Raw genomic sequence first — 17,026 nt, 5'->3', positions numbered from 1 at the left:
GCCGGGCCTCTTGCCTGGCGCCAACGGACTCTTGGGGAGGACTTCATGTACAAGCGCACCGGGCTCGTCAGCTTTACGCTCACCGCCTTGGCCCTGGCGATGGCCAGCGAGCGGCTCCAGGCCGCCGACGCCACCCACACCGAGCACGTCGACGTGGTCGGCCAGGCGGCCGCCATCGACCAGGCGCTCAAGGAACAGCGCTCCTCCGACAGCATCAAGAGCGTGGTGCATGCCGACGGCGTGGCGCAGTTGCCGGACGAAAACGTTGCCGAAGCCGCGCAGCGCCTGCCCGGCATCAGCGTCGAGCGCGACCAGGGCGAAGGGCGGTTCGTCAGCGTGCGCGGCCTCGGCCCGGACCTCAACAGCGTGACCATCAACGGCACCCTGGTGCCGTCGCCCGAAAGCGAACGTCGCGCCGTGGCCCTCGATGTGCTGCCCTCCGAGCTGGTGCAGTCGCTGTCGGTGATCAAGACCCTGACCCCGGACATGGACGCCAACTCCCTCGGCGGCACCGTCGATGTGAAGAGCCTGTCGGCGTTCGATCACAAAGGCCTGTTCTACACTGGCAGCACCGAGGCCAGCTACGACAAGAACACACGCCAGACCAGCCCGAAATTCTCCGGCGCGGCGAGCAACCGCTTCAGCCTCGGTGATGGTATCGACAACTTCGGTGTCGCCGCGGCCCTGAGCTGGCAGAAGCGCGACTTCGGCTCGGACAACGTCGAAACCGGCGGCGCCTGGGACTTCAGCCAGGGGGCCAAACTCAACAAGTTCGAACAGCGCGACTACGACATCAGCCGCGAACGCGCCGGCGGTGGCCTGAACTTCGACTACAAGCCCGATGACCTCAGCAGCTACTACCTGCGCACCCTCTACAGCCGCTACACCGACACCGAGACTCGCAACGCCGCCAGCCTCGAGTTTGCCGACCCCCAGGCCCCTGGTGAGCTGGGTGTGGCCGAGGGCAAGCGCAAGTTGAAGAACCGTGAGGAAACCCAGGAAATCCAGTCCTACGTGTTCGGCGGCGAACGCATGCTCGGCCTGTGGACCCTCAGCGGCCAGGCCGGCTACAGCCAATCCAGCGAAGACAGCCCGGCGCATATTGCCGGCGCCACCTTCGATGGCGGCGACTTTGCCGACAGCGGCTTCTACGACAAAGACAAACCGCGCCCGATCGTCGGCGCCGGCTTCTACGACGCGAGCAACTTCACCCTGGACAAGGTCGACTGGGAAAAACAGAACACCCAAGACACCGAGAAAAACCTGCGCCTGGACCTGGCCCGCGACTACGACCTGAGCGGCTACGCGTCCCAGATCAAGTTCGGCGGCAAGGTCAGCCGTCGGCACAAGGACAACGACCTGGAAGCCTGGGTCTACAAGAACTTCGACGACCTGGGCTTCACCGACGAACAACTCAACCTCACCCGGTTCCAGAAGGGCAGCGTCGACTACCGTCTCGGCAATTACGGCCCGGGTATCAGCGCGGGGAGTATCAAGCAGCTGATCGGCAGCCTCAACCGTGATGACTTCTATGACGAGACCGAATCCCGGGTCAACGACTTCACCATCCGCGAGGACATCAACGCCGGCTACCTGATGAACACCATCGACATCGACGACTGGCGTTTCATCGCGGGCATGCGCTACGAAGGCACCGAGTTCGAAGCCAAAGGCACCGGCGCCACCGACGGCCAGTTCAGCGCCACCGAGACCAAACGGCGTTATCACCATTGGTTGCCGGGCCTGCATGCGCGTTACCAGATCGACAAGAACACCCAGGTGCGCGCGGCCTGGACCAAGTCCGTGGTGCGCCCGACCTTTGGCCAACTGGCGCCGGGGTTCGTGATCGACGATGACGAAGCCACCTTCGGCAACCCGGACCTCAAGCCCCTGGAGTCGAGCAACCTCGACCTGGGCATCGAGCACTTCATGGGCCGCGCAGGCACCGTGTCGGCGTTCGTGTTCTACAAAGACATCAAGCACTTTGTCTACAACACCGACGTGGCCGGCACCGGCGCCTGGACCAACTTCGCCGAGGCCCACACCTACGCCAACGGCGACAGCGCCAAGCTCTACGGCCTGGAACTGGCCTACTCACAAAAGTTCGACTGGCTGCCCGCGCCGTGGAACGGCCTGTTGGTCGGTGCCAACACCACGTTCAGCCGCTCCAGCGCCGATATCGAAGGCTTCGACGCGGCCAGCGGCGGCAACCGTACACGCAACATCAGCTTGCCCAACCAGTCGGACACTGTCGGCAACCTGATGCTCGGCTGGGAAAACGACAAGCTCAGCCTGCGCGTGTCGGCTAACTACAAATCGGCCTACCTGTATGAGTTGGCCTCGATCAACGACAAGGCCCACGACCTGCACGTCGACGCACAGACTTTTGTCGACTTCAGCGCACGCTACTCGCTGACCAAGAACCTGCAAGTCAGCTTCGAGGCGCAGAACCTCACCGACGAGTCGTACTTCGTCTACACCGGCCACCGCAGCTACAACGGCCAGTACGAAGAGTACGGCCCGACCTACAAGCTCGGCCTGACCTTCACCCATTTCTAACCACCACCTCGACCCGAGTGTGGGAGGGGGGTTGCTCCCGATAGCGGTGTGTCAGTCGCCGGATTTATCAGCCGAACCACTGCCATCGGGAGCAAACCCCCTCCCACATGGGTTGTTCATCGTTTTCGAAGGATTTGCCTGTTCATGAGATTTTCCAAGCTATACCTGCTGATGGCCCTGGCCACCTGCGGCCATGCGCTGGCCGCCGACCTGGCCCTGACGCGTTGGGCGCCGAACCTGAACGCCGAGGCGCTGGCCTTCCTGCCCAACGGCCCCGAACGCCTGGCCGCCAGCACCCGCGACGGCCTGTTGCTGCTCGACGAAAAAGGCGCCGAACTGGCGCGTTTCAAGGGCAACTTCAGCAGCCTCGACAGCCGTGCCGCCGGTGCCCAGGTGCTGGTGGCGACCCTGGATAACCAACGCCAGCAGGCCATGCTGATCAGCCTGGATAGCGCCGGCAAACGCTGGGGCACGCCGCTGTACCTGCCGACCCGCGACTATCCGGTCAACGGCGTGTGCTTGTATCGCGACTCGGCGGCCAACCTGTTTGTGTTCCTGGTGGGCGAAGAGGGCAAGGGCGAGCAATGGCTGGTGGGCAATGGCCCGACGTTGCTGGCCCGACCCCAGCGTGTGCGCGGCTTGCCGCTGCCGCCGTCGGCGCAGTTCTGCCAGGTGGACGATGCGACCCATCAACTGGTGGTGAACGAAGAAAACGTCGGCTGGTGGGCCTACCCGGCGCACCCGGAAGCCGAGGTGAAACGCGCGCCGGTGGCGCTGTTCGACAATCCCGGGCGCGCCGCCGGGGCCATGGCGCTGGTGCCGGGTGGGCTGGTCGCGCTTGATCCGAAGACCGCGCAACTGCAGCTGTTCCAGCAGGACGGCGAGCGCTGGGTGGCCCAGCCGAGCCTGCACCTGCCGGGTGTGAAGGAGGCGGAAAACCTGGCAATCAAAGGCCGGCAACTGTTGCTGCGCGACGACGACAGCGGCAACCTCTATCAGGCCGAGTTGACGTGGCAGGCTACGCCCGTCGCGCCGCTGCCGGTGCTGCCGGAAGTCGCCGCCCAGCGCCAGACCGACCCGGTCGGGCGCCAAGGCGATGCGGCGGACGACCCGGCGATCTGGATTCACCCGCAACGACCGGCGCAGAGCCGCGTGCTCGGCACCAACAAAAAACAAGGCCTGCTGGCCTACGACCTCGACGGCAAGCTGTTGCAGGAGCTGGCGGTGGGGCGCCTGAACAACGTCGATGTCCGCCCCAACTTCAAGCTCGGCCAACAGACCGTCGACCTCGCCGTGGCGAGCAATCGCGATCACAACAGCCTGAGCCTGTTCAGCATCGACCGTCAGAGCGGCGAGTTGCGCGAAGCCGGCGAAGTGCCGACGCCGCTCAAGGAAATCTACGGCATCTGTCTGTTCCAGCCGGCCAGCGGTGAACTGTACGCGATCGCCAACGGCAAGGACGGCACCTTCCTGCAATACCGTTTGAGCGCGCCGGCTGGCCGCGTGCAGGGCGAGTTGGTGCGCCAGTTCAAGGTCGACAGCCAACCCGAAGGCTGCGTCGCCGATGACCAGCGTCAGCGCCTGTTCATCGGTGAAGAAGATGTCGGCGTCTGGGCGGTGGACGCCCGAGCCGATCAGCCGGCGACGTTGACCAGCGTGATCAAGGTCGGCGCGCAACTGCACGCGGATGTCGAGGGCCTGGCGCTGTACCAGAGCGGCGCGCGCGATTACCTGGTGATCTCCAGCCAAGGCAATGACAGCTACCTAGTGGTGGATGCCGAACCGCCGTTCGCCGCCCACGGCGCCTTTCGCGTCGGTTTGAACGCTGAGGCCGGGATCGATGGGGCGTCGGAAACCGATGGCCTCGAAGTCACCGCCGTCAACCTCGGCGGGCCGTGGAGCCAAGGCATGCTGGTGGTGCAGGACGGGCGCAAGCGCATGCCCGAGCAAACCCAGAACTTCAAGTTCGTGCCCTGGCGCGATGTGACCCGCGCGCTGAAGTTGCCGTAAGCCGTCATCACCCGGTCATCACTTTTTAATCGAATAGGAGTTCACCACCATGCACGCGACGATGGAACATATGACGATCTGGGGGTTGATCAGCGACGCCAGCCTGTTGGTCAAGGCGGTGATGGTCACGCTGCTGTTGGCGTCCTTGCTCAGTTGGTACTTGATTCTCCAGCGCGGCAGTGTGCTGCGGCGCCTGGAGCGCCAGTTGAACGGGTTTTTGCCGCGCTTTCGCGCGGCTCCAGACCTGCAGGCGCTGTACCGCGACACCGTGCAGGCGGGCGAGGGCGGCGTGGCGCCGATCTTTATCGCCGGGGTCGAGGAATACCAGCACCTGCACAGCCACGATCCGGCGGTGCTCGAAGGGGTGGAGCGCGCCTTGCAGGTGGCGATCACCGCGCAGGAAATCGAGTTGGAAAAGGGCCTGCAGTTTCTCGCCACTGTGGGTTCGGTCAGCCCGTACATCGGCCTGTTCGGCACGGTGTGGGGCATCATGAATTCCTTTCTCGGCTTGTCCCAGGTGCAACAAGCCACGCTGTCCACGGTGGCGCCGGGCATCGCCGAAGCCTTGATCGCCACGGCCATCGGCCTGTTTGCCGCCATCCCGGCGGTGATCGCCTACAACCGCTTTTCGGCGCGCAGCCAGACGCTGCTCACCCGCTACTACGCCTTCGGCAATGAACTGCAAGTGCGCCTGCATCGCAGCCTGAGCGGTATGCCGACCCACCTGGCCACGGCCGCCTGAACAGGAGCAAGCCCATGTTAACCAGGCCGCAACGCAAGCACGGGCCCAAGGCCGAGATGAACGTGGTGCCGTATATCGATGTGATGCTGGTGCTGTTGGTGATCTTTATGGTCACCGCACCGATGCTGACCCAGGGCGTGAAGATCGACCTGCCCAAGGTCGCCGCCGAGGCGCTGGCCACCGACACCCGCCAGCAGATCCTCACGCTGTCGGTAAAGGCCGACGGCAGTTACTACTGGAACCTCGGCGACGAGCTGGACACGCAGCACCAGACCGACAGCGCCGTGAGCCTGGAGGACATGGGCGCCAAGGTCATGCAGGTGGTGGCGGCGCGCAGTGACACCCAGGTCTATATCCGCGCTGACGAAGACGCCGGGTATGGGCGCGTGGTCGCGGCGATGGCGGTGTTGCAAAAGGGCGGCGTCAGCCACCTGGGGCTGGTGACCGAGGCCCCGCAATGACGGCGATGATCATGCACAGTCCGAGCCTGGTGATGGCGCCTCGGGATTGCAGCGGGTGGTGGCGCAAAGGCTTGGCGGCGAGCCTGGCCGTTGCGCTGCATGTGGGTGTGGTGGCCGGGCTGATGTTGGGCTGGTCACCGCAGAAGCCGATGGTGCAAGCGCCGCAGGTGATGCATACGCAACTGGTGATGCTGCCGCCGGCCGCGGCCCCCGTGCCTGAACCGCTGCCTGAAGCGCTGGCGGTGGCGCCGCCACCGCCGGAGCCCGTGGCGGTGCCGACGCCGGTGAAACCCACCCTCGACCCGCAGATCCAGGCGCAAAAACTGGAGAAAGCGGCCCTGGCGCGTAAGCGCGTCGAGCAAAAGCGCCTTGAACAGCAACAGGAACGTCAGGCCACCGAACAGCACAACCGCGAGCAGGAGCAACAACGGCTGAACCAGGCGCGGCTGGCCGCTGAAACCGCGCGGGTTGCCACACCTGCTCCAGCCCCGGCGTTCGACAGTCGCCAATACTTGCCGCTGAGCAAAGAAGCACCGCAGTACCCCGAACGCGCCCTGGACAAAAACATCGAAGGCGATTGCTCGGTGGAGTACACCGTCAACTCCCTGGGCCGCGTGGAAAACCCCAAGGTGCTGGACGGCTGTCATCCGCTGTTTATCCGGCCTTCATTGGCGGCGGCGAATACCTTCCGCTACCAGCCGAGGATCGTTGACGGCAAGGCGGTAGCGGTGCCCGCGGTGCGCAATACCTTTCACTATCGCATCAAATGAGATTGGCCAGCCGACACAAGGCCCCAGCCACATTTTTTAACCGAGTCAGGCGTTGGGCGATCGCGCCTCAGACGAGGATGCTCAGGGTGGTGCCCTTGCTCATGTGCGTTCCTTCTGCCGTTGGGCGAAGGCCGCCTTGCCGACGCCTTGCAGCACGGCATCGTTCTGCGGGGTGTGGACGCGGCTGCACAACACGTCGCGGTAGTGGCGCTGCAGCGGGCTGTGGCGGGACAGGCCGGGGTTGCCCGAGGCTTCGATCGCCAGCTCCACGGCGCGGATCGCGTTGCCGGTCACCAGGTACTTCAACTGCGCCGCATTGCCGGCCGGGGTATGCCCTTCGGCGGCGGCGTCGAGCAGGCTGCGGTTGGCAAACAGCAGGGTGTCGATGTGCCCGACGGTTTCCTGGAAACGCGGCAATGTCGCCAGTGCGGCGCCGAGGTTGGACGGCTGGCGCGTTTGCAGCCAGTTCACCAGCCAATCGCGCGCGGCCTGGGCCACGGCGTCATACACCGACGACAGCAGCACTGACATCCACAGCAACCCCTCGGCATCCAGCTCCGGCTGCGGTGCGCTCCAGGGGCTGACGCTGACGGCGTGGTCGAGCGGCACCAGCACGTTGTCGAACACCACGTCATGGCTACAGGTAGCGCGCATGCCCAGGTGGTCCCAGCTGTCGATGATGCTTATGCCGGGGCTGTTTTTGGGGACCAGCCAGGCGCCTACCAGCGGGTCGGCATCGTCACTGCGCGCCCACACGCTGAACCAGCTCAGGCCGTGGCTGCCGGTGGAGTAGAGCTTGCGCCCGCTGATGCGCCAGCCTTCAGGGCAGCGCACTGCGGTGGTCGCCGGCAGGCCGCCGCGGGCGGGGGTGCCGAGGTCCGGCTCGACGCGCAGCGCGTTGATCAACGCACCGTGGCGTACCGCGTCTTCGGCGACTTTTACACGCAGGTGCGCGGGCCAGGTTTTGCTGTCTTGCAGGCGCGTGTGTTGCAGGTACTGCATCACCAGGATCAGCGCGGTAGAGGGTTCGCCCTTGGCAATCGCGCTGATGGCTTTGCGTGCCTGGGCCAGGCTGGCGCCGCCGCCACCGAGGGCCTTGGGCACGGTGAGGGCGAGCAGGCCGTGTTCATGCAGCCGTTTGAAGTTGGCGTGGGGGAAGGCGCCGCTCTCGTCGAAAAGCTGAGCGCTGCCGGCCAGTTCGGCGCTGAGACGGTCGAGCAGGGCGTCGAAGTTGGCGACTTCCACGGCGCGCAAGGACGGTGGCGAGGATGACGTCATGATGCATGGACTCGGTCAGAAATCGGGGCGCGGGCTGGTTCCCCGATGTGGAAGGATTCGCTCATGCCAATGCCTCCTGCTGTGCTTCGACCTCGGCGGCGACGCTGTAGCGGTTGGCCGGTACGTCCAGGCCGAGGTTGTCGCGCAGGGTCTGGCCGCTGTATTCGCTGCGGAACAGGCCGCGCTGTTGCAGCAATGGCACCACCCGTTCGGTGAAGTATTGCAAGCCATCGGGCAGCACCGAATTGACGATGAAACCATCGCTGGCGCCGGTCTCGAACCAGGTCTGGATCGTATCGGCGACGTGCTCCGGGGTGCCGACAAAATCACGCTTGGGCCGCGAGAAATGCAAGGCCACTTCGCGCAGGGTCAGGCCTTTGTCCCGGGCCAGTTGCTTGATGTGGTCGGAGCCGCCTTTCTGGCTGTTGGAACCCAGCTCGCCCAGCTCGGGGAACGGTTCGTCCAACGGGTACTGGCTGAAGTCGTGGTCGTTGAACGGGCGACCGAGGGCGACAATCGCATCTTCCACGGTCACCAGGTCCACTGCCTGCTGATAGCGGCGTTCCACTTCGGCGGCGTCGCGGCCGACAATCGGGCGGATACCCGGCAGGATCGACAGGCTGTCGGCGTCGCGGCCGAAGCCTGTGGCGCGGCGTTTGAGGTCTTGGGTGTAGGCCAGGCCGTCTTCGATGCTGTCGACATGCACAAAGATCGCATCAGCATGCTCGGCGGCGAAGTTGCGCCCGTCCTCCGAGGTGCCCGCCTGGAAAATCGCCGGCTGGCCCTGGCGCGAACGGGCGATGTTGAGCGGGCCTTTCACCGAGAAAAACTCGCCCTGGTGATTCAGCGTGTGCAGCTTGTGCGGGGTGAAGAACTCACCGCTTTGCTTGTTGTAGGCAAAGGCGTCGTCTTCCCAGGAGTCCCACAACCCCTTGACCACATTCAGGTGTTCCCTGGCGATGCGATAGCGCACCGCATGCGGCGGGTGCTCGGCCTTGCCGAAGTTATCGGCGGTGCCGCTCAGCCATGAGGTGACCACGTTCCAGCCGGCGCGGCCGCCGCTGATGTGGTCCAGCGAGGCGAACTGGCGTGCGACCTGGTAGGGCTCGGTGTAGCTGACGGTGACGGTGGCGACCAGGCCGATATGCGTGGTCAACGCGGCCAGGGCCGAGAGGATGGTCAGCGGTTCGAACCGGTTGAGGTAATGCGGGCTGGATTTGGCATGGATGTGCAGGCTGTCGGCGATGAACACGAAGTCGAACTTGGCGGTTTCGGCCAGTTCAGTCTGCTGCTTGTAGAACGCAAAATTCGTACTGGCATTCGGTTGCGCCTGTGGGTGGCGCCATTCGCCCCAGCCGTGGCCGACACCGTGGACCATGGCGCCGAGTTTCAATTGACGTGGCTTGCTCATGTTCTGCTCCTGTTAACGCGATGCTTGGTTTTGGGGGGCACGCTTGGCGTTAAAGCTCTTGTCGAAACCCAGCGACACGTCGATGTGCCGGGGCAGCAGGCCTTCTTGTTGGTAGGTGTCGGCGGTCGCTTGCAGGCCGCTGATCACGGCGTCGTCAATCAGCACCGGGGTCAGGTGGGTTTCTTTGGCCACGGCCACATGCACAGCCAGCGGCAGCCCGGTGATTTTGCTCTGGGCGGCGGCGTACTCGTTGGGGTGCGTATTGGCCCAGGCGTAGGCGCGGTCGACGCGTGCGACAAAGTCGTCGAGCTGCGCGCGTTTTTCGCTGATGGCCTGGCTGGTTGCCGCGAGGTACAGGTGGTTACTCAACAGCGTGTTGCCGCTGGCCACGATCCGCGCCTGGCTTTGTGAGGTGACCACGGTGGTGTAGGGGTCCCAGGTCGACCAGGCATCGGCGCTGCCATTGTCCAGCACCAGGCGCGATTCGCTGGGCAGCAGGAAAATGAACTGCACGTCCTGGGTGGTCAGGCCGGCGCTGGCCAGGGCCTTGATCGCCAGGTAATGCCCGATGGAGCCACGGCCTGTCACGATGCGCTTGCCTTTGAGGTCCGCCACGGTCTTGATGGGTGAGTCCTTCGGCACCAGCAGGGCGGTGGTGCTACGCCCGTCGGCGTGAATGATGCTGACCACCTTGAGCGCCGCACCGGCACCGAGGGCGAACACATACGGTGCATCGCCCAACGCACCGATATCCACGGCGCCGGCATTCAAGGCTTCACCCAGCGGCGAGGCGGACGGGAATTCCGCCCACTGGATTTCATAGGGCACATTCTTGGCTTCGCCGGAGACTTCCAGCAGCGCCTTGATCGTCGATTTCTGATTGGCCACCCGCAGCGGTTGCAGGTCGGCGGCATGGGCGCCGGTGCTCAGGCCGAAGGCCAGTGCGGTGCCCAGGAGCAGGCGTTTGAACGGGGAGGCAAAGACCATGGGATGCAGGCTCCAGGCAGATCAAGAAAGGGTTCGGCTACCTCCGCCTGGAGAAGGGGTCGGTGAGGGGTTAACGTTATCCCCATAAAAACCTGCTGTGAAGTTCTTTTTGGTTATATGGTAATTATTAAAATAACTGATTATCTGGTTTATTATTATTCCTTTTATGCATTTAGTTTGGCTGCTGATTCGGAGTATTCCTACGAGCGCATCGGAAAGTCTCACCTGAGCAAGGCAACCACCGCGTGATTTGATCCCGGTCCTTTCGGACACGGATCGTTGCGCATGACTGACACGCCTTGGGCTGCCCGCGAGGGCGATGTGCTTCTGCACAGTTCCATGCTGGCCGACGTGTTAGGCGGCGTCCTGGAAATTGCGGCCAGCGTGGCCGTGACCGCATTGGCGACAGCGGCGGTGGTTGCGGCGGCGGGTGTCACCGTGGCGACTGGCGGCCTCGGCTGCGTTGTACTCGGCGCCGTGGTGGGTGCGGTGGTCGGCGTCGGCATGAGCAAAACCGGCGCGGATAAAGGCCTTTCACGATTATGTGAGTATTTTGCCAATGCCCTGTTTCCTCCCGTCATCGACGCCTTCATCAGCAGCGGTTCGCCCAACGTATTCATCAACGGCAAACCCGCGGCGCGGGCGGCTGGCAAGATCTCGGATGTAATCGCGGCGCCAGAGGGTGAGCCTACTTATCTGGATATCGCTGAAGGCTTTTTCTCTCAGCTATGGCGCCCGACAGTCGCTACGCCAGCCTTGGGCGCCGTGCCTTGTCCTGGCGATAAAGTCGACTGCGATAAACACCCGCCGATGCCAGAGCAGTACATGGCCGAGGGTTCCAGTCGCGTATTTATCAACGGCCAGCCCGCCGTGCGCAGTGGGGATCGCAGCACCTGCGAGGCCAAGGTTGGGACGGCACAGGTTTCGCCGAATGTGATCATCGGCGGCGCCCCGGTCGTCGTCCGCGAAATCCGCAGCGGCAAGACGCCCGGTGTCGGGCTGGCGGTGACGGCGCTGCTGACCTTGCGCGGCGGTGGCGCGAAGTTTTTCAGCAAGCTGCCGTGCATGGTCGTGGGCGGGCTGGTGTCGTGGGGCAGCAGCCAGGTGAGCAATGCCATTACCTCGGCGGTCGCCGGTTCGCCCAACCCGGTACACAGCGCCACGGGGGCGAAAATTCTCGACGGTGAGGACGACTTGGACTTCACCCTGCCTGGCCTGTTGCCGATCGAGTGGCAGCGCTACTACAGCAGTCGGGACGAACGCCGCGATGGCCTGTTCGGCGCCGGTTGGAGTGTGATCTACGAGGTTTTCGTCGAAATGCAGGGGCTTGCTGAGTGCGGCGAGCGCCTGATCTACACCGACGAGCAGGCCCGGCAGATTGACATGGGCGTCATCCCCCTGGGCGGTGCGGTGTTCAGCGCGGGCGAAGGCCTGAGCGTGCGGCGCCATGCCAACGGGCAGGTGCTGATTGAAAGCGTCGACGGTATTTATCGGCTGTTCGAACCAACGCCAGGCAACCCGTCGCACCTGCGCCTGGGCCAGCTGGGGGACCGCAATGACAACCGCATCCTCCTCGACTACGACGCCCAAGGTCGCCTGAGTCAGTTACACGATTCCTTCAATGATGTACGAATTGAACTGGGCTACAGCCGTCAATGGACCGGGCGCGTGGAACAGATCGAACGGCTGTTCCCGGATCAAAGCCGCGAAGTGTTAGCCAGCTATCACTACGATGCCGCTGGCGACCTGGCCGAAGTTCGCGATGCAATTGGGCATGTGCAGCGCCGCTTTGCCTACGACAGCGGCCAGCGCATGGTCGAGCACCAACGGCCCACCGGACTGCGTTGCTATTACCAGTGGGCCTGTGTGGAAGACGCCGAATGGCGCGTGGTCCGACACTGGACCGACGAAGGCGATGACTACCAGTTCGACTATGACCTACACGCTGGGATCACGCAGATTACCGATGGTTTGCAACGGGTCAGCACACGCCAATGGAATCCGCAGTACCAGATCACCGAGTACACCGACAACCTCGGCCAAACCTGGCAATTCGACTGGAATGACGAGCGCCAGTTGCTCGGCGCCACCGATCCTCAGGGCGGTCAGTGGACGTTCGGTTATGACGAGTCCGGCAACCTGTGCGAGACGCAAGATCCGTTGGGGCGGATCGAATCCACCGTGTGGCTGCAGCATTGGTCGCTGCCGTTGGTGGAGACCGATGCAGCCGGACAGGTTTGGCAATACCGGTACGACCCGCGTGGCAACTGCGTCAGCGAAATCGATCCCCTTGGTCAGACCACGCGCTATCGATACGACCGCTTTGGCCAAGCAGTGGAAATCATCGATGCTACCGGCAAAAGTAAAAAGCTGCGCTGGAACCCGTTCGGGCAACTGGTCGAGCATGTCGATTGCTCAGGCTACCCCACGCGCTTTCGCTACGACGAGCGCGGCTATTTGCAGGTCATCACCGACGCCCTCGGCGAGCGCACTCAATTCAGCTACAACGCTCAAGGACGCTTGCTCAGCAGCCAACTGCCGGACGGGCGCACCGAGCAATACCAGCGTGATACCAGCGGTCAGTTGGTGGGCTATACCGACCCCGCCGGTCACACCACGCTCTACCAGCACAACCGTCGCGGCCAGGTACGCCAGCGCACCGACGCCCATGGACGACAGGTGCAATTCAGCTATGACAGCTATGGGCGGCTGCAAGCGCTGGTCAACGAGAACGGCGAAAGCTATCGGTTCGCGTGGGATGCCGGGGATCGGCTGACCCAACAACAAGACCTCGACGGCAGCGCCAAGCGCTACACCTATGACCTGCTGGATAACATCACGGCGGTGACCGCCGTTGCGGCGACTTATGGCAATGACTTGGCGATAGTTCCCGAGGAGCCACCGGCCCCCATCATTCATCGGCTGCAGCGCGATGCGGTTGGCCGGTTGATTGCCAAGACCACCGACGATGGCCGCACCGACTACAGCTACGATGCGGTGGACCAGCTAACCGCCGTCACCTTCACCGACTTGCAGGGCAATACCCAGGCTCTTGGTTTCGCTTACGACGTCCTTGGCCAGTTGCTTGCCGAACAGAGTTCAGCGGGCAATCTGCACCACCACTACGACGAACTCGGCAACCTGATCCAGACGCAACTACCGGACGGCCGCTGGCTCAATCGCCTGTACTACGGCAGCGGCCACCTGCACCAGATCAACCTCGACGGCCAGGTCATCAGCGACTTCGAGCGCGACCGCCTGCACCGCGAAGTGCTGCGCACCCAAGGCCAACTCAGCACCCGCAGCGAATACGACCGCAGCGGCCGCCTGCGCGCTCGCCAGCGCCGCCACGCCAGCCAGCCCTCGTTGATGCCAGCGGCCACACAAAAACACTTCGAGTACGACCCCGCTGACAACCTGATCGGCAAACTCGACCAGCAACCCGTAGCGCAACATCGCCAACTGCTGCACTACGACGCCACCGGCCGCATCATCGCCAGCCAGGACAACCTGCGCGGCCAGCGCGAAACCTTCGCCTACGACGCCGCCGCCAACCTGCTCGACGGCCCGCAAACCTCTGGCGGCTTGGTGCGCCATAACCGATTGCTGACCTATCAGGACAAGCGTTACCGCTACGACGGCTTTGGCCGAATGATCGAAAAGCGCAGCGCTGCGCGAGGTGTGCAGCATTTCGCCTACGACGCCGAAAGTCGGCTGATAGAAGTACGCAGCCAGAGAAACGGGCGAGAAACGGTCGTGAACATGACCTACGACCCGCTCGGTCGACGCATCACCAAAACCGAACACGACAGCCGGGGTTATGCGCTGGGAGAAACCCGATTCACCTGGGATGGCCTGCGTCTGTTGCAGGAGCATAAACACAGCCAGACCAGCCTTTACGTCTACGCAGACGAAGGCTACGAACCCTTAGCGCGAGTCGACGGCATCGGCCCGCTGCAGAAAATCCGCTATTACCACAACGACCTCAACGGCTTGCCGGAACAATTGACCGAAGCCGACGGGCACAACGTCTGGCGCGCGACTTATCGGGTGTGGGGCAATACGCTGGAGGAGGTGCGTGAGCCTTATTACATCGAAGAACAGAACCTGCGGTTTCAGGGGCAGTATCTGGATCGGGAGACGGGGCTGCATTTCAATACGTTCAGGTTTTATGATCCGGATGTGGGGCGATTTACGACGCCTGATCCGATTGGGTTGGCGGGTGGATTCAATTTGTACGCGTTCGTTTTGAACCCATTCACCTGGCTGGACCCTCTAGGCCTTGCCGGCTGTACGCTGAGCAAAACCCGGTCAAAACAGTACGACTACAAGCTGAGATTGAAGCGTTCGGAGTACCCGCAGACATTCGGTCATATTGATGGTGCAATTAAGAAAGGCCACCCCTACATTGTGACCATTCAACGCGACGCCGCTAAGCTCAACCGCAAACTCAGCTTGAAAGATATAAAAACCAAGACAGACAAGGATCGAGATGAATGGCCGATGGCAATGTTCAAAGAAGGTGGTAGTGGCGCCAGCGTCAAGTACATCGATCCTAGCGATAATCGGGGTGCTGGCTCGAGCATTGGCAATGCCCTATCCGACCTACCCAATGGGACCAGAGTTAAACTCGAGGTTTACTGATGACAAATAAAGATCAATCTGTGGATCTACTAATATCCCACAGCCAAGTTCAATTTCGCTCACGCCCCTTTGACGAGGCTTCAAGCCAATGGGGTAAGGTTAATCTGGAGCAAGGTGCCGTTGTTCATAACGATTATGTTGTGTTTGACCCTATTCCCGAAGACGCATTCGGTGCGAACATACATCTAAAACTGGCAAGCGATTTCGATCTTGATAAAACCGCCCAGCGGTGCATTGTCGTACCGTTTCATGTGACAGATCCCAATCATGTGGAAATTTCATCCGCCGCTGAGAAATTCAAAGTCGAGCTTGATCTAGAAAAACGCGACTATGCGTTGTATTTCGAGGTCTGCGAAGGCGACGAGATTTTTTACAAGATCACGCTGATTCCATCCGGGGGAAAAGTTCCAGCCAAGTATCTACTGGATGACCCTTGGGGTGGGGAGAAAGACCAGATACTAGTGGAAGGACTTCGTTAAAGGTTTGTGTTGAGATCCAGCCTCATCCCGAAAGCGGCGAGACTATTGTCTACACCGACGAACAGGGTCGCCCCATCGACATAGGCTCTATTGCATTAGGCAGCGCGGTGTTCAGTGCGAGGTAAGGCGTCACTCGCATCGAGCGTTTTTATACCGATCAACGCCGTGAAGTACTCGTGGGCTATGGCTACAACGCCGAAAGCCGACTGATTGAAGTCCGCAATGAAAACGGCAGCGTGGTCAGGATGACCTATAACCCGCTGGGCCGACGCGTTAAAAAAACCGAGCATGGCCGCGACGGCTATCCGCCGGGCGAGACGCGGTTCATGTGGGATGGCCTGCGGTTGTTGCAGGAACATAAACACAGTCAAACAAGCCTGTACGTCTACGCAGACGAAGGCTACGAACCCTTAGCGCGAGTCGACGGCGTCGGCCCGCTGCAGAAAATCCGCTATTACCACAACGACCTCAACGGCTTGCCGGAACAGTTGACTGAAACCGACGGGCACAACGTCTGGCGCGCGACTTATCGGGTGTGGGGCAACGCGCTGGAGGAGGTGCGCGAAGCGTATTTTATTGAAGAGCAGAACCTGCGATTTCAGGGGCAGTATCTGGATCGGGAGACGGGGCTGCACTACAACACGTTCAGGTTTTATGACCCGGATGTGGGGCGGTTTACGACGCCGGATCCGATTGGGTTGATGGGTGGGGTTAACTTATACGTATATGCACCAAACCCTTTTGGATATGTCGACCCTATAGGATTAAACTGTGGCTCATCGAAGGGTTTTTCCAGGAAATCTACGATAGCCAAACGCTGGATTGATAAGTTGACAGGCAAGAAATCTGTTGACCTTGACGGCTATCTAAGCACTCGTGGCTGGACTAAAAGTTATCCTCAAGCTGGCAGACCTGATGCCATTCAGCACGTTCAATTTTCTCGAACTACAAAATCCGGGTCCATATATAAGCTGGATTATCACCCGGGTGGAAATAAAAGCCAAAAAAATATTCACGGTAACGACTACTGGAAGATTTATAAAGTAAATAAATCGGGGGAAGATGTGGTTTTTGGCCGAATCGGTCACGGGGGATTTAAAAATTACGATTTAATCAAAGATTCTCCAGTCTATGTCGATGGCGCACTAATGAACGGGAGTTTATAAATGATTGACTTCAATGCTGAAATAAAATCCGGGGAGTCTCTCGCAAACATTGTACTCGATAGCAATGTTTCTATTTACCTTAAAGAGCTGTATGAGTACCATGAGGTCGTAGTTAAAAACTATACTTTGCCTGATAGCGAAATCAGGACGGCTTATTGGGTGGATAATACAATAACTATTACTACCAAGGCTGACGGTGCTATATGTTCGCTGGGTTGCAATAAGAACTACAAGGGTACGTACCGGAAAACATTCAGGACTGGCATGTTTTTTTATGAAATAGCTGAGCTATCAAAAAGACAACGCATTTTCAATGGCTCCCTCATCCTAGAGGACGACTTCGGTATTTCATACGTAATACCTTCACCTTTCGATGAAATTGCCGACAGTATTCAAGATATCCCCGCAAATCTAAAATTAGATGAAATCTATATTTCTGATTTTTCCTCATGGGTAAAATAGTGTGTACGATCTGCCAGGTAAATTATTGACTTCTAGGGGGCGGTTTACGACGCCGGA

General features: G+C 61.2%; 11 protein-coding genes and 1 pseudogene. 9 read left to right on the top strand and 3 right to left on the bottom strand.

What is annotated here, in order from left to right; genetic code table 11:
- The first annotated feature begins 45 nt into the window (after positions 1–45).
- The 5 genes from AC07W0_RS17185 (at position 46) to AC07W0_RS17165 (ending at position 6,542) form a co-directional block, all read left to right on the top strand.
- Entirely contained in the window at positions 46–2,559 is a 2,514-nt protein-coding gene (locus AC07W0_RS17185) for a TonB-dependent receptor (protein ID WP_102618574.1), read from the top strand.
- Between the two features lie 144 nt (positions 2,560–2,703).
- Positions 2,704–4,569 carry a phytase gene (locus AC07W0_RS17180; RefSeq protein WP_102618573.1) on the top strand — a complete coding sequence of 622 codons (1,866 nt, stop codon included), beginning with the start codon at positions 2,704–2,706 and terminating at the stop codon, positions 4,567–4,569.
- Positions 4,570–4,618: 49 nt separating this feature from the next.
- Complete coding sequence (gene tolQ, locus AC07W0_RS17175; RefSeq protein WP_046383854.1) at positions 4,619–5,311, top strand: protein TolQ; 693 nt, start codon at positions 4,619–4,621, stop codon at positions 5,309–5,311.
- A gap of 14 nt (positions 5,312–5,325) precedes the next feature.
- Positions 5,326–5,772 carry a protein TolR gene (gene tolR / locus AC07W0_RS17170; protein ID WP_046383853.1) on the top strand — a complete coding sequence of 149 codons (447 nt, stop codon included), beginning with the start codon at positions 5,326–5,328 and terminating at the stop codon, positions 5,770–5,772.
- Positions 5,769–6,542, top strand: coding sequence for an energy transducer TonB (locus tag AC07W0_RS17165; protein WP_102618572.1), 774 nt, complete (start codon positions 5,769–5,771; stop codon positions 6,540–6,542). Before tolR ends, AC07W0_RS17165 begins: the two co-directional genes overlap by 4 nt.
- 99 nt (positions 6,543–6,641) lie before the next feature.
- On the opposite strand, the gene AC07W0_RS17160 is transcribed toward AC07W0_RS17165, so the two are convergent.
- The 3 genes from AC07W0_RS17160 to AC07W0_RS17150 all read right to left on the bottom strand — a co-directional run bounded on the left by AC07W0_RS17160 (position 6,642) and on the right by AC07W0_RS17150 (position 10,218).
- A complete protein-coding gene (locus tag AC07W0_RS17160) occupies positions 6,642–7,820 on the bottom strand; it encodes an acyl-CoA dehydrogenase family protein (protein ID WP_102618571.1) in 1,179 nt (392 codons plus the stop codon).
- A gap of 61 nt (positions 7,821–7,881) precedes the next feature.
- On the bottom strand, positions 7,882–9,231 hold the full coding sequence (locus tag AC07W0_RS17155) for an LLM class flavin-dependent oxidoreductase (protein WP_046383850.1): 1,350 nt from the start codon (positions 9,229–9,231) through the stop codon (positions 7,882–7,884).
- Positions 9,232–9,243: 12 nt separating this feature from the next.
- Entirely contained in the window at positions 9,244–10,218 is a 975-nt protein-coding gene (locus tag AC07W0_RS17150; protein ID WP_102618570.1) for an ABC transporter substrate-binding protein, read from the bottom strand.
- A 285-nt stretch (positions 10,219–10,503) separates the two neighbouring features.
- On the opposite strand from AC07W0_RS17150, the gene AC07W0_RS17145 reads away from it, so the two are divergent.
- The 4 genes and pseudogenes from AC07W0_RS17145 (at position 10,504) to AC07W0_RS17130 (ending at position 16,969) form a co-directional block, all read left to right on the top strand.
- Positions 10,504–14,862: an RHS repeat-associated core domain-containing protein gene (locus AC07W0_RS17145; protein ID WP_102618569.1), complete on the top strand. Its 4,359-nt coding sequence runs from the start codon at positions 10,504–10,506 to the stop codon at positions 14,860–14,862.
- The gene (gene comJ / locus AC07W0_RS17140; protein WP_102618568.1) at positions 14,862–15,341 is read left to right on the top strand and encodes a competence protein ComJ; all 480 of its coding nucleotides are present in this window, start codon (positions 14,862–14,864) and stop codon (positions 15,339–15,341) included. The genes AC07W0_RS17145 and comJ overlap by 1 nt, the downstream gene beginning before the upstream one ends.
- Before the next feature lie 182 nt (positions 15,342–15,523).
- A pseudogene (locus AC07W0_RS17135) lies at positions 15,524–16,108 on the top strand (RHS repeat-associated core domain-containing protein); the annotation flags it as partial.
- A 399-nt stretch (positions 16,109–16,507) separates the two neighbouring features.
- The gene (locus tag AC07W0_RS17130; protein ID WP_102618567.1) at positions 16,508–16,969 is read left to right on the top strand and encodes a hypothetical protein; all 462 of its coding nucleotides are present in this window, start codon (positions 16,508–16,510) and stop codon (positions 16,967–16,969) included.
- The last annotated feature ends 57 nt before the right edge of the window (positions 16,970–17,026 follow it).

This window comes from Pseudomonas sp. GW704-F2 (genome assembly GCF_059423025.1).
This window is presented reverse-complemented; position numbering and strand designations above follow the sequence as displayed.